The organism is Bradyrhizobium sp. BWC-3-1 (assembly GCF_032917965.1).
GTDB classification, from domain to species: Bacteria; Pseudomonadota; Alphaproteobacteria; order Rhizobiales; family Xanthobacteraceae; genus Bradyrhizobium; species Bradyrhizobium canariense_D.
In genome coordinates this window covers 6,764,336-6,777,911 of sequence record NZ_CP136625.1, presented here as the reverse complement: position 1 = coordinate 6,777,911, position 13,576 = coordinate 6,764,336, and the positions used below count along the sequence as shown (strand labels likewise).

Genomic DNA, 13,576 nt, shown 5'->3' with positions numbered 1-13,576 from the left:
GGACGGATCGTGGACACGCACGGTCGCACGCTGCTGGCCAAAATCTGGGACCAGCATGTCATCGCGAAGCTCAGCGATGATACCGATCTGCTTCATGTGGATCGCCATCTGCTGCATGACCTCGGCGGCTCCCGCGGCCTGATCGACCTCAAAAGCCGTGATCTTCCGGTCCACAATCCCGAACTGACCTTTGCCACGCCCGACCATGCGATTTCGACGGCGGCGGGGCGTGCCGGCACCATCAAGACCGGGTGGGATCTGCTGGCGGCGTTACGGACTGAGACCTCCGCCAGCAACATCCGGCTGTTCGACCTCGATCAGCCCGGGCAGGGCATCGTCCATGTCATCGGTCCCGAACTCGGTCTCAGCCTGCCCGGCTGCCTGATCGTCTGCGGCGACAGCCATACCTGCACCCATGGCGGGCTCGGCGCGCTCGCCTTCGGCATTGGCTCCAGCGAGCTCACGCATGTGCTGGCGACCCAGACCATCATCCAGCGCCGGCCCCAAACCATGCGCGTGACATTCGACGGGCGGCTGCCGTTCGGCGTCACCGCCAAGGATCTCATCCTCGCCTTGATCGGCCGTGTCGGCGCCGCCGGGGGCACCGGCTATGCCGTCGAATATGCCGGCAGTGCGATCCGGGACCTGCCGGTCGAAGGTCGGCTCACCATCTGCAACCTCTCGGTCGAGCTTGGCGCCAAGATGGGGATGATCGCGCCGGATGAGGCGACGTTTGCTTACATCCGCGGCCGCCCCTATGCGCCGCAACGCGAGATGTGGGACCGCGCCGTCGCGGCGTGGCGGACGCTTCGGAGCGACAGCGACGCGGTGTTCGATCGCGAAGTCTCGATCGACGTCGGGGCCATCATCCCGCAGATCACCTGGGGCACCAGTCCCGAGCATGTGCTCGGCGTTGATGGCCGCATTCCGGATCCCGCCGATATCGCCGATCCGGCGCGCCGCGGCGCGATCGAGATCGCGCTCGACTATATGGGCCTCAAGCCCGGCGCGCCGATCGCGGGCACGCCGGTCGATTGGGTCTTTATCGGCTCCTGCACCAACAGCCGCCTCAGCGATCTGCGCGCCGCGGCGGAAGTCGCGCGCGGTCGCAAGGTTGCGCCTGGAGTGCGCGCCTGGGTCGTGCCGGGTTCGGAGACCGTGAAGCGAGATGCGGTGGCCGAAGGGCTCGACAAGATCTTCATCGACGCGGGCTTTGAATGGCGCGAGCCCGGGTGCTCGATGTGCCTTGCCGCCAACGGCGAGACGGTGCCGCCCGGCCAGCGCTCGGTGTCGACTTCGAACCGCAATTTCATCGGCCGGCAAGGGCCACGCGCCCGCACTCACCTGGCGAGCCCGGCCATGGCCGTTGCGGCGGCGGTGTCCGGTGCCATCGCTGACGTCCGAACCATGGAGCGCTAGATGGCGCAAGCCTTCACAAAACTGACCGCGACCGCCGTGCCGATCATGCGCACCAATGTCGATACCGATGTCATCATCAGCATCAACCGCATGATCGGAAATTCCGTCCGCGGCAGTCTCGGCAAATGGGCGTTCGGTTCGCTCCGCTATTTGGCTGATGGCTCGGACAATCCGGAGTTCATCCTCAATCGCGAGCCTTATCGCGGTGCGGAAATCCTGGTCGCGGGTCCGAATTTCGGCTGCGGCTCGTCGCGCGAGGCGGCGGTGTGGGCGCTGCAGGAAATGGGGATCCGCGCCATCATCGGATCCGCCTTCGGCGACATCTTCTTCGCCAACTGTTTCCAGAACGGCATCCTGCCGGTGGTGCTGGACAAGGCCGTCATCGACAGCCTCGCCGCAGAGATCGAAGCGAGCCAGGGCGCGGGACGTCTCAGTGTCGACCTGGAGGAGCAGACGGTCACCTCACCGTCGGGCGTCCGACTCGCCTTCGAGATCGACCCGCGCCGGCGTGCGGGGCTGCTCGAAGGCCTCGACGAGATTTCGCTGACGTTGCGGCGAGACCAGGAGATTCGCGCCTTCCAGGCATCCGACCGCGACGCGCGGCCGTGGATTCACTTTGCAGGATAATCGGCAAGATAATCGTCAGGACACATCGGGCATGAATACGCTTTCGAACATGATCAAGGTCGCGGTGGTCGGCGGTGAAGGCATCGGTCCGGAGGTGACCGACCAATCGCATCGCATTCTCAAATGGTTCTCGGCCCGGCGCGGTATCCCGGTCGCTCTGCGCGAAGCGCAATACGGTCTCATCCCTTACCTTTCGACCGGGAAGGTGCTGCCCGATGACACCGTCGCGGCGATGGAGGAGGCCGACGCCATTCTCTGGGGCGCGACCGGCGGCCCGGAAACCACGGAAGTGCCTCCGGCCGCGCGCAAGGCGGGAAGCCTGCTGTCGCTGCGCAGCAAATACGATCTCTATGCCAATCTCCGGCCGATCGTCGCCAATCCGGCGCTGGCGGATTCCGCGCCGCTCAAGGCCGCGGTGCTGAAGGATGTCAACTTCATCATCATCCGCGAGCTCACCAGCGGCATCTATTTCGGCGAGCCGCGCGGCATCGAAACCCTTCCCGACGGCCAGCGCCGCGGCTTCAACACCCAGCAATACACCACCAGCCAGGTCCGCCGGGTGGCGCGTACCGCGTTCGAGCTGGCGCGGACGCGCAAGGGCCGGGTCTGCTCCGTCGACAAGGCCAATGTGCTCGAGACCAGCGTGCTATGGCGCGAGGAGGTCACCGCGCTGCATGAAGCGGAATTTGACGATGTCGAGCTGACGCATCTCTATGTCGACAACGCCGCCATGCAGATCGTGCGGGCGCCATCGCAGTTCGACGTGATGGTGACCTGCAACATCTTCGGCGACATTCTCTCCGATTGCGCCGCGATGGCGTCGGGCTCGCTCGGCATGCTGCCGTCGGTCTCGCTCGGGCCGCCGGACCGGCTCGGACGCCGCAAGGCGCTCTATGAACCGGTCCACGGCAGTGCGCCTGACATTGCGGGCAAGGGCATCGCCAATCCGCTCGGCTCGATCCTCAGCGTCGCGATGATGTTGCGCATCACCCTCAATCGGCCCGATGATGCCACGCTGCTGGAGCAGGCCGTGGACACGGCGCTGGCTGCCGGCGCACGAACGGCCGATATTGCCGAACCGGGCGCAAAAAGACTTTCGACCCAGGAGATGGGCGATGCGGTGCTGAACGCGCTCGACAAGGTGGTCGGCAGAGAGAGGGAGCACGCGTGATGAGAATTCGGGTCACCAGACGGGCCGCGTTGACGATCGTCGCCGGCGCCGGTGCCTCAATGGCGGCAGGGCGGGCGTGGGCGGACACTCCATCGGGCCGCGTGGTCTATCCGGTGGCCATTCCGATCTATCAATCTCAGTTCGTCGCGGATCGGGCCGGATTCTTCAAGGAGGCCGGCCTCGACTGCAAGCTGATCCAGGGCGGCAGCGGCGTGAAGACGCGCGAGATCATCGCCTCGTCCCAGGGCGATATCGGCATCGGCGATATCACCCACCCGATGCAGCTCAGCAATCACGGTCGCAACGCGCGGGTCCTCATGCCGGTCGATACCCGCAGCAACGCCGCGATCTTCATCATCCGAAAGGATCTGTTCGATCAGGGCATCACCACGCTGGAGGCACTAGCGAAGTGGAAGCGGCCTGACGGACGCAAGCCGATCGTTTCGGTATCATCGTTGGGCGGCACAAATCACGTCTGGGCTTCCTATTACATGGAAACCATGGGCTTGGACGACAAGGTGACCTGGATCGGCACCGGCAATGTCGACACCATGATGGGCACGCTGAAAACCAAGCAGGTCGATGTTCTCATCAACTCGCCGTCAATCCTGAAGGATTCGATCGAGCAGGGCTGGGGCGCGCTGTTGTTCGATGGAACGGACGAGACGGTCTGGGCCAAGTACATCGGCGGCAAGGTCCCGGTGACGTCTCACTTCACCCTTCAGTCGACGATCGACAAGGACCCGCAGAAGATGCAGGCGTTCGTTACGGCGCTGTGGCGCGCAACCCAGTGGATCAAGGGGCACAGTCCCGAAGAGGTCTATGATGCGATCGAGCCGTATGTCGGCAGCACGTCGCGCGACGCGAACCTTGTCGACATCGCGATCATGAAGAAGGTCACCGACTACGAATGCATCATCGATGTGGCCAGCTTCGCGCGCGGCGAGAAGGTCTGGTTCCGTGAAATGACCGGCATCAAGCCGCTCGCGATGGCCGATGTCGTCAACACCAGCTTCATCGAAGCGGCACGCAAGGCCTATCCGCATTGACGGTGCAGGTCTTACCCGCGCCGCCTTCCGTTGCATCGCCGGAGATGCAGCGCATCGACGTGCGAGGATTGTGCAAGACCTTTCAGCTCGCCGGTGCGGCCATCGAGGCGGTGCGCGACGTCTCCTTCAATGTCCGGCGCGGCGAGTTCGTTGCTCTTCTGGGGCCATCCGGTTCTGGCAAGAGCACCGTCCTCAACATGATCGCGACACTGGTCAGGCCGACCAGCGGCCAGATTCTGATCGACGGTGTGCCCGTCATTCCCGGACGGGCGACGCCTGACGTCGGCTATGTGTTCCAGCGCGATACCCTGTTTCCCTGGCGCACCGTCGCCGATAACATCGGCTATGGGCTGGAGCTCGCGGGCGTCCCGGTGGCGGAGCGCAAGGAGCGCGTCAATGCCTGTCTTATGCAGGCCGGACTGGAGGGCTTTGGTAATGCCTACCCCTCCGCATTATCGGGCGGCATGCGCCAGCGAGCGGCCTTGATGCGAACGCTGGTCGTCGAACCGCAGGTCCTGCTGATGGACGAGCCGTTCGGCGCGCTCGATACCCACACCAAGATCGACATGCATGACGTACTATTGCGCATCTGGGAGCGGGAAAAGCAGACCGTGCTGTTCGTGACCCATGATCTCGGCGAAGCCCTGACGCTGGCGGATCGCATCATCCTGTTCTCCGCGCGACCCGGGCGGATCAAGGAGAGCTTCGAGGTGGATTTCGCCCGCCCGCGTAATGCCGTGAAGATCCGTGAGACGCCGCGTTATGCCGAGCTGTTCCAGCTGATCTGGCACTCGCTTGGTGAGGAGTTCATCAAGGGCCGCAAGCCATGAGACGCGCGCGTCAACCCGGCAGGACCCTTGCCTGGCAGATGCTGATCTGCGTCTGTTTCCTGTCGATCTGGCAGTGGGGATACGCCCTGCATGCCTACGTTCCCTGGCTGGTGCCGGATCTGCTCGACCCCTATTTCGTGTCAAAACCGTCCGACATCTTCGAGCATTTCCTGATCCTGAGCTGCCTCAAGTCCAAGCTCGGTGTCTTCAACGGCTGGTTCAACGGCGAATTCGCCCGCTGCATGGCGCGCTCCGAGAATAATCTGTGGATCGCGACCGCCGTCACGCTGAAGAACACCTTCTTCGGCTTTGTGACCGGGGTCAGCAGCGGCTTTGCCGCTGGTCTCGTGCTCGGGCGTTCGGATAAATTGAGCGCGATCTTCCAGCCGTTCATCACCGCCGTGAACTCGATCCCCCGCATCGCGCTCGCACCGATCATCGTGCTGGCCTTCGGCATCGGCGACACGTCGAAGGTCGTCACGTCCTGGATCGTGGTCGTCTTTCTCGTGTTCTTCAACACGTTCGAGGGCGCTCGCTCGATCGACGAGGGCTTCGTCAACGCATCCCGGCTGCTCGGCGCCAGCGAGTGGCAGATCACCCGCACGGTGGTCATCCCCTCGACCATGGCCTGGGTGTTCGCCTCGCTGACGCCCGCGATCTCCTTCGCCCTGATCGGCGTGATCGTCGGCGAGTTCATCGGTGCGGAACGGGGAATTGGGCGCCTAATCATCGAATCCGAAGCGCGCGCGGAGGCGTCGGGCATGATGGTTGCCGTCGTCGTGCTGATGCTGGTCGGCGTTGCGCTGTCCGCGTTGATTTGGCGCTTGCAGGCCTATTTGCTGCGTTGGCAACAGCATAATCTGACGGAATAACTCTGCAGCGCTAACGTTTTGGGCTTACGCCGGGGCAAACCTTTGGTCTCCGCCTGCCTTGCTCGATCTTCCCGACATGCGTGATCTGCGGGCGCACCGTTGTCACCGGATCAACCGTCTTCTGTTGTCTGGGGTAACGGCGGTGCACCTCAAGAAGGATGGTCCGTGAACTCCGCCGTCGCGCTAGATTCATCGTGATGTTGCAGTGCGGAGCCACCCGGTGAACCTTGCTCCGCCTCTCGTTGCAAACCTTTACTTTTCCGGTGTTTCGCCCTGATTCCCGTTGTGTTTGGACGATTGGAAAGCTGGATTCAGTGATCGCTTGATCATGCCGCTACGGGATCCGTTAGTGCTCCCAATCGGCATGATCCAAGGCATTCGAAAGCTGATGTAAAAGTTGCGACAACTCTTGTTTGTCGGCGGTTGAGAAATCTTTGAATAGCCGAGCCTCGCGCTTGCGCGAGGCTTCGGCCATTCCAGTGGCGAAATCTCTACCTTCGCGGGTAAGCTTGGCGATAGCGGCTCTGCCACGGGAGCGAGTTTGCTCAATCGAGATTAGCCCTCGATCCGCCAGGATAGCGAGACTGCGGCTTGCTGCAGCCTTGTCTACGTCGGCAGCGTCGGAAAGTTCACTGACATTGAGGGATTCGATGCTCTTGAGCGTCATGAGAAGACGCCATTCCACGATGCCGATATTCCAGGCCGCGCGGTAGTACGCGGTCGCGCCTCGGTTGAGGCGCATGCCGAGGGTCGACACCAGCACGGCCACATGTTCACGGGCCAGCATTCCGGCACTCCGAGAACGCTCGTCCAAAGCTTTCTCCCGCTCGAATTTTTTGGTCGCCGGCATTTTCGGAGATCTCCAATGGACTTCGTTCCAAGTCCCGCATTTTCCAAGCATCGATCCAGATCAAATTTCTTGACAAAACATTTATTGACATATCAACATAGCGCGCAATCTCCCAATTCCAAGAAAAAAGTGGCGAGAGTGACATGGAAGGAAACGGCTTGGTCGCCGATCTTGATCAGGCGAGCACGTATGCCGGCGCAGTCGATTGCGACCTTCACCCGGCTGTGCCCGGGATGAGCGTCCTCCTGCCCTATCTGGACGACTATTGGCGCGAGATGGTCTCCGTCCGCGCGCTCGATCGTCTCAATCTAAGCCTGACCAGCTATCCGCAGAACTCGCCACTTTCCTGTCGTCCAGACTGGCTTCTCCCGGGCGGAGCGAAGGCGGGCTCCTTGCTCGAAGCGATGCAAGACCATGTGCTCGATCGGTTTCGACCGCGCTATGGCATTCTGAACTGCCTCTATGGGGCGCAGGTCTTTCACAGCGAGGATATGGCGGCAGTGTTCTGCCGGGCGACCAACGACTGGATCCGGGACCAGTGGCTCGAGCGAGATCCGCGGCTCCGCGCTTCGATCATGATCCCGGGGCACAACGCCGAACTCGCCGTCGCGGAAATCGACCGCCGCGCTGACGATTTCCGCTTCGTGCAGGTGCTCATGCTGGTGTCCGGTGAAACGACGCTGGGCCGGCGGCATCTCTGGCCCATCTACGAACGCGCCGAGTGCCTCGGCCTGACAATCGGGATTCACGCAGGAAGCGCCTATCGATATGCGCCTACCGCGGTCGGGTGGCCGTCGCACTATGTCGAGGACTATGTGGCGCAATCCGCCGCATTCGAGAGCCAGCTCCAAAGCCTGATATCGGAAGGCGTATTTGCGAAATTCCCCCGGCTCAAGATCGTCGCAATCGAATCTGGATTGACGTGGCTGAGCGGGTTCATCTGGCGCGCCGACAAGACATGGAAAGGCGTGCGAGCCGAAGTTCCTTGGGTCACGCGCACGCCGTCGGAGATCATCCGCAATAATGTGCGTTTCACCGTCCAGCCGGTCGATGCGGCGGACGAGGGTGAGGCCATCATGCGGCTCGCCGATCACATCAAGTCGGACGAACTGTTCCTGTTCTCGACGGACTATCCGCATTGGCATTTCGACGGCGACGCGGTTCTGTCCGGCGGGCTCTCCGATACGCTCTTCCGTAAGATCGCCAGTGAAAATGCGTTTGCGACTTACTCGCGATTGGCCAAGGCCGATCAGACTGTGGAGGCTGTGCCATGAGCACCGTTGAACTGGATCGGCCACGGGGCTCGAACTACAAGCTTAAGGTTATCGATTGCGACATCCATCCGGCGATGACCTCCTGGACCGAAGTGCATCCCTATCTTGAGGCGCGGTGGATCGAGCACCTTACGGTCTACGGCAGCCATCTGCGCCACGCCTTCTCCGAGGCACTAACGCATCCGCGCATGTCGCCGGACGCTGCGCGGATCGATGCCTATCCGGAGGAGGGCGGTCCTCCGGGATCAAGCCTTGAACTGATGAAGAAACAGCACCTCGATCCGAATGGGATCGAGGTTGGCATGTTGATACCCCTGCGCTGGAATCCCGGCAGTCAGAGAAACCTCGATCTTGGCGTCGCATTGACGCGCGCGATGAATACATGGCAGGTCGAACGCTGGGTGAAGCAGGAGCCGCGCCTGAGGGCTTCGGTACTGGTTGCCCAGGAAGACACCGTGGCCTCTGTCGCGGAGATCGACGCCCGGGGAGGCGATCCGAATTTTACCCAGGTCTTGATCCTGCCCAAGACGGACGAGCCGCTCGGACGCCGGCGCTACTGGCCGATCTATGAAGCGGCCGTGCGCAACAAGCTCCCGATCACCATTCATGTCGGCGGCACCAATGGCCATCCATCGACTGGGGGCGGGTGGACATCTTATTACATGGAGGAACATCACTCGGTCGCCCAGACCATGCAGGCGGTCGTGGCCAGCCTGGTCTTCGAAGGGGTTCTTGAGCGCTTTCCGGAATTGCGCGTCGTGATCATGGAGGGTGGGCTGGGCTGGGTACCATCGCTCAATGCGCGCATGGACAAGCACTGGTCACGGCTTCGAAGCGAGGTTCCTCATGTGAAGAAGCCGCCGTCGGAATATGTGCGCGAGCAGGTGTGGTTCAGCACGCAGCCGATGGAAGAGCCGGCGACGTCAGCCGAACTGATCGATCTGTTCGACAGGATCGGATGGGACCGGCTGCTGTTTTCCACCGACTACCCGCATTGGGATTTCGACGATCCGCGCTACGCGTTTCGTGCCAACCTCACGCAGACCCAGCGCGAACAGCTTCTCTACGAGAACGCGCGCAAGTTCTACAGGTTGGACTGATGGCGCAGCACGTGGTTGCGACCGTGGATCAGATCCCGCCGGGCCAGCGCCTGTTAGTCCAGGTCAATGGACGCGAGATCGGCATCTTCAATGTCGAGGGCGAGTATTTCGCCGTCGGCAATCGCTGCCCGCATGAGGGGGCGTCCTTGTGCAACGGGCGCATCGTCGGCCTCGTCGAAGCGACGGGGCCCGGCGACTATCAATTTAGCCGTCGTGGTGAATTGTTGCGCTGCCCGTGGCACGGCTGGGAATTCGATCTGCGCACCGGTCGGTCTTGGTGCGAGCCAGATCGCACCAAGGTGAGAAGCTATGAGCTGAAGGTCAAGTCTGGGGGTGCGCTGATCGAAGGCGAGCTGCGCGCCGAAACGTTTCAGGTCACGATCGACAAGCAATACGTTGTCTTGGAAGTCTGACCAGCGGATTGACAAAACAAAAAAGAGCATTGGGAGGAGTAAGTGTTGTTCAAGCTAGGGATGTCGGCAGCTGTCGCCTGTTTCGTTGGCCTGTTGAGCTCCGCGCAAGCCGAGGACGGTTCTTGGGACAAGGTCGTCGAGGCTGCCAAGAAGGAAGGCAAGGTCGTGGTCTACAACATGGCCCTGGGCGCTCCCTACTTCACGGCCGTCCTCAAGTCGTTCGAAGCGAAGTACGGGATTCCGGTCGAGAGTCTCGACCTCCGTGCCAGTGAGCTCTCGGAGCGCATCCGTACCGAGCAGGCGGCCGGCCGATTTCTCGGCGACACCGAAATGGTCACGACGACCATGATCGAGGAGCAGCTCAAGAACGGCGACTTCGTGCAGAAACTACCGCCGATCCCGAATGCGGCCCATTTGCGACCGCCGTTCAAGGCCAATGAATACAGCGTGCCCGCCTTCATGCAGCCGATGGGCATCCTCATCAACACACGGCTGGTGAAGGAGCAAGACATCCCGACGAGCTGGAACGATCTCAACGATCCTAAATGGAAGAGTAAGATCCTCTCGGATGACATGCGGCCGCTCGGCAGCGGCAACACCATGTTTGCCATCCTGGAAAAGACCATGGGGTCCGACTTCAACCAGAAGCTTGCGGAGCAAAAGCCGGTGTTCAGCCGCGACATGCGGAACGACGCGCGGCGCGTGGCTCGCGGCGAGTACGCCATCTATATCCCGCAGATCTTTGCCTTCACGTCAGATCTGAAGGGGCTTCCGGTGAAAGTCGTGATCCCGAAGGAGGGGGCACCTGTCGCGGAGATGGACCTCGCGGTGCTCAGGAACGCGCCGCATCCCAACGCCGCGCGTTTGTTCATTGATCACTTCCTCAGCGTCGAGTCGCAATTGCTCTACGCCAACGCCTGGATGCTTCCGGTGAACGCCGCCGCCGCCGAGCGCGCCAATCCCGACGCGCAGCAGTTCGTGAACGCCAAGATCATCGGTCCTGCCAAGCTGGCTGAGCGCTCCTCAATGATGGACCTCGCCAAGAAGCTCTATCCCTGAGAAGCCCATGAGCGTTTCAGCGGGAGAGGGAGTGAATAACCTCGTCGAGAGGCGTACGCCGGGCCTGAGGGGGATCGGGCGGTGGCTGCAGGCAACTGCAGCAGGCCGCGTTACGGCTCTCGCTCTGCTCGTCGCCGTTCTCGCCTTCCTTTCCGTCTATCCGCTGTCGATGCTGCTCTATGGAAGCCTGCATTCGACACCTCCGGGAATGGCCGGCACTTTCAATCTGGACGGCTATCGCGATGTCATCACGCTGCAAAGCGCGGTGACGCTCCTCAACACCGTCGGCATATCCCTGGCCAAGACCATCCCTTCGGTAATCCTGGCCGTCCTGCTCGCCTGGATTTTAGCGCGGACCGACACGCCGTTCCGGGGGGCTCTGGAAGTGTTGATCACGCTGCCGTTCTTCATTCCCCCAATCCTGACCGCAATGGCATGGGGCATGCTCGGCAATCCGCAAGTCGGGTTGCTCAATCAGCTCTATCAGTGGGTCACGGGATGGGAGACGGGGCCGATCAACGTCTATTCATATGGCGGCGTCGTCTGGCACATGATGCAGTACTCGGTGCCGTTCCTGTTTCTTCTGATCGTGGACGCCTTCCGGGCGATGGATCCGAGCCTCGAAGAGGCGGCGACCATGTGCGGCGCGTCACGCCTTCGAACTTTTCGCACCGTCACATTGCAGCTTATGTTGCCCGCGCTGACCGGTGCGGCGATCCTGAGCTTCATTCGCGGCATCGAGAATTTCGAGTCGCCGCTCTTCTTTGGTTCACCCGCAGGAATCCACGTCATCACGACGGACATCTATGACTCGATCAACCAACGATCGCCGCCGCAATATCAGTATGCAACCGCGAGCAGTTTCGTCATTATGGCGCTGTTGTTCCTGATCGTTGTTCTGCAGCGGCGGATGCTGCGCGGCCGGAGTTTTCAGACCATCACCGGCAAGGGCTATTCCCCTTCGGTGATGAAACTCGGTGCATGGCGATGGGCAACCTTTGCCTTTTGCGTTCTGTTCTTTGTGGTGACGGTGGTTCTCCCGGTCGGGCAACTCATCATCGGCTCGTTCTTCAAGTTCTTCGGGTTCTACCAGTGGGACATGCTGACACTCGAGCACTATCAGGCAGTGTTCGGCAGCAGCGAGTTCTGGCGCGGGTTCAGCAACACGATGTTCCTGGGCCTCATCGGCGCCACACTGACGATGTTCCTCGGCGCAACCGTCGCCTATGTCTCGGCTCGCACGAAGTGGCGCGGCCGGCTGCTGATCGATTCGATGGCCTGGCTGCCGTGGATGATGCCCGGCATCGTCCTTGGTGTCGGTTTTCTGTGGGGGTTTGCCTTGCTGCCTCACGGGATTCCGATCTACGGCACGATCTGGGCGCTCCTCCTGGCCTATGTTTCGCTCGGGACGCCGCTTTCGGTGCGCGCCATGTCGAGCGCATATGCGCAGCTTTCATTCGACCTCGAGGAGTGCTCCCGGGTGCATGGCGCAAGCTGGCTGCAAACCATGAGGCGCATCGTCCTTGCCCTGGCGTGGCCTTCCTTCGCGGTCGGCTGGGTGCTGGTGTTCTTCGGCATCATGCGCGAGCTGAGCGCATCCGTTCTGCTCTATTCCGTTGGCTCCGAGGTGTTGTCTGTCGTGCTGCTGAAGCTGTGGGCGAACGGCAATGCGGAGCAGGTCAGTGTCATCGGCCTCATCATGATGTTTCTCGTCATCCTCTTCCGATGGGTTCAACTCAAGTTCATCAGCAACCGTATCGGTGGAATGTGACCAGGCTTGGATTGCGCCATGTCGAATGTCCTTCTTGAGAAGGTAAGCCGAAGCTTCGGCGAATTCATCGCGGTCGACGGCGTCGACTTGCGCGTCAGTGAGGGGGAGTTCGTCACCCTGCTAGGGCCGTCGGGGTGCGGCAAAACCACGACGTTGCGGATGGTCGCGGGCCTCGAGCAAAATTCCGGCGGCTGCATCAGCATCGGCAACGAGGTCGTCAGCGATGCGGCTCGCGGCGTTTTCGTTCCGTCGGAGCGTCGGCGACTCGGCATGGTCTTCCAGTCATACGCGATCTGGCCACACATGACCGTCTTCGAGAACGTCGCCTATCCGTTGCGGGTGCGCCGTAAATCCGCGGCCGAGATACGCGATCTCGTCGCCAGAGCACTCCACCTGGTCGAGATGCAGGATTTTGCCGAGCGGCCGGCACCGGCGCTGTCCGGCGGCCAGCAGCAGCGGGTGGCGATCGCGCGGGCGCTCGTCTTCGAACCCAAGGTGCTGCTGCTCGACGAGCCGCTCAGCAATCTGGACGCAAAGCTACGTCTGCAGATGGGCGACGAGTTCCGTTCGATCCAGAGACGGCTCGGGATGACGAGCCTGTACGTGACACATGATCAGGCCGAAGCGATGGCGTTGTCCGACCGCGTCGTCGTGATGGATCGCGGACAAATCCAGCAGATTGGAGCGCCCGAGGAGATTTATCGCTATCCCGCAAACCGGATCGTGGCGGCCTTCTTCGGGACACCGAACCTGCTCGAGGCCAGTGTGGAGGCTTGCACCCGGATCGACGATCGCCGGGTGCGGCTTAACGTCGTCGGCAAGGGCTGGCGTGGTGCATGCGAGGCGGCAAGCGAGATGCGGCCCGGGCGGGCCGTGACCGTCATGGTTCGACCCGAGGACGCGCGTATCGCGGCGCCGGACGCGGCTCACAGTGACCACGAACTCCGATGGTCCGGACAGATTGCGCATACGATCTTCCGCGGTCCGATCCGGTCGGTCGTGGTGCAGACCGACGGTAGCCGCCTCAATGTCGACACGCCGCCGTTCGGTGGCTTCTCCGTCGGAGACAATGTGACCGTCGTCGTCCCGCAGCAGTCGGCTTGGGCTGTGCCGGAGCAGGCCGGCGCTGTCCCTTAAGCCG

Annotated in this window: 13 protein-coding genes; 12 read left to right on the top strand and 1 reads right to left on the bottom strand. The window is 61.9% G+C overall.

What is annotated here, in order from left to right:
- Nucleotides 1-9 precede the first annotated feature (9 nt).
- Genes leuC through RX329_RS32605 form a run of 6 tightly spaced genes read left to right on the top strand, consistent with a single transcriptional unit; the run spans nt 10 to nt 5,968 of the window.
- On the top strand, nt 10-1,419 hold the full coding sequence (leuC, locus tag RX329_RS32630; protein WP_085357516.1) for a 3-isopropylmalate dehydratase large subunit: 1,410 nt from the start codon (nt 10-12) through the stop codon (nt 1,417-1,419).
- Nucleotides 1,420-2,046 carry a 3-isopropylmalate dehydratase small subunit gene (leuD, locus tag RX329_RS32625; protein ID WP_085357500.1) on the top strand — a complete coding sequence of 209 codons (627 nt, stop codon included), beginning with the start codon at nt 1,420-1,422 and terminating at the stop codon, nt 2,044-2,046.
- Between the two features lie 31 nt (nt 2,047-2,077).
- Nucleotides 2,078-3,217, top strand: a complete 1,140-nt coding sequence (leuB, locus tag RX329_RS32620; protein WP_085357502.1) for a 3-isopropylmalate dehydrogenase — start codon at nt 2,078-2,080, stop codon at nt 3,215-3,217.
- On the top strand, nt 3,217-4,266 hold the full coding sequence (locus tag RX329_RS32615) for an ABC transporter substrate-binding protein (protein WP_162496475.1): 1,050 nt from the start codon (nt 3,217-3,219) through the stop codon (nt 4,264-4,266). Before leuB ends, RX329_RS32615 begins: the two co-directional genes overlap by 1 nt.
- Before the next feature lie 44 nt (nt 4,267-4,310).
- Nucleotides 4,311-5,096 (top strand): ABC transporter ATP-binding protein, encoded by a 786-nt coding sequence (locus tag RX329_RS32610; RefSeq protein ID WP_162496476.1) that lies wholly within the window; start codon nt 4,311-4,313, stop codon nt 5,094-5,096.
- Nucleotides 5,093-5,968: an ABC transporter permease gene (locus tag RX329_RS32605; protein WP_317244823.1), complete on the top strand. Its 876-nt coding sequence runs from the start codon at nt 5,093-5,095 to the stop codon at nt 5,966-5,968. Before RX329_RS32610 ends, RX329_RS32605 begins: the two co-directional genes overlap by 4 nt.
- Before the next feature lie 346 nt (nt 5,969-6,314).
- Here RX329_RS32605 and RX329_RS32600 read toward each other — a convergent pair whose 3' ends face one another.
- Nucleotides 6,315-6,818 (bottom strand): MarR family winged helix-turn-helix transcriptional regulator, encoded by a 504-nt coding sequence (locus RX329_RS32600; RefSeq protein ID WP_317244822.1) that lies wholly within the window; start codon nt 6,816-6,818, stop codon nt 6,315-6,317.
- Between the two features lie 143 nt (nt 6,819-6,961).
- Here RX329_RS32600 and RX329_RS32595 point away from each other — a divergent pair, with 143 nt between their 5' ends.
- Genes RX329_RS32595 through RX329_RS32570 form a run of 6 tightly spaced genes read left to right on the top strand, consistent with a single transcriptional unit; the run spans nt 6,962 to nt 13,572 of the window.
- The gene (locus RX329_RS32595; protein ID WP_317244821.1) at nt 6,962-8,092 is read left to right on the top strand and encodes an amidohydrolase family protein; all 1,131 of its coding nucleotides are present in this window, start codon (nt 6,962-6,964) and stop codon (nt 8,090-8,092) included.
- Nucleotides 8,089-9,192, top strand: coding sequence for an amidohydrolase family protein (locus RX329_RS32590; RefSeq protein WP_085364622.1), 1,104 nt, complete (start codon nt 8,089-8,091; stop codon nt 9,190-9,192). Before RX329_RS32595 ends, RX329_RS32590 begins: the two co-directional genes overlap by 4 nt.
- Nucleotides 9,192-9,605, top strand: a complete 414-nt coding sequence (locus RX329_RS32585; RefSeq protein ID WP_085358112.1) for a Rieske (2Fe-2S) protein — start codon at nt 9,192-9,194, stop codon at nt 9,603-9,605. The genes RX329_RS32590 and RX329_RS32585 overlap by 1 nt, the downstream gene beginning before the upstream one ends.
- Before the next feature lie 42 nt (nt 9,606-9,647).
- On the top strand, nt 9,648-10,664 hold the full coding sequence (locus RX329_RS32580; RefSeq protein WP_240543196.1) for an ABC transporter substrate-binding protein: 1,017 nt from the start codon (nt 9,648-9,650) through the stop codon (nt 10,662-10,664).
- A gap of 31 nt (nt 10,665-10,695) precedes the next feature.
- Nucleotides 10,696-12,435, top strand: a complete 1,740-nt coding sequence (locus tag RX329_RS32575; RefSeq protein ID WP_317244820.1) for an iron ABC transporter permease — start codon at nt 10,696-10,698, stop codon at nt 12,433-12,435.
- 18 nt (nt 12,436-12,453) lie between these two features.
- Nucleotides 12,454-13,572: an ABC transporter ATP-binding protein gene (locus tag RX329_RS32570; RefSeq protein ID WP_085358118.1), complete on the top strand. Its 1,119-nt coding sequence runs from the start codon at nt 12,454-12,456 to the stop codon at nt 13,570-13,572.
- The last annotated feature ends 4 nt before the right edge of the window (nt 13,573-13,576 follow it).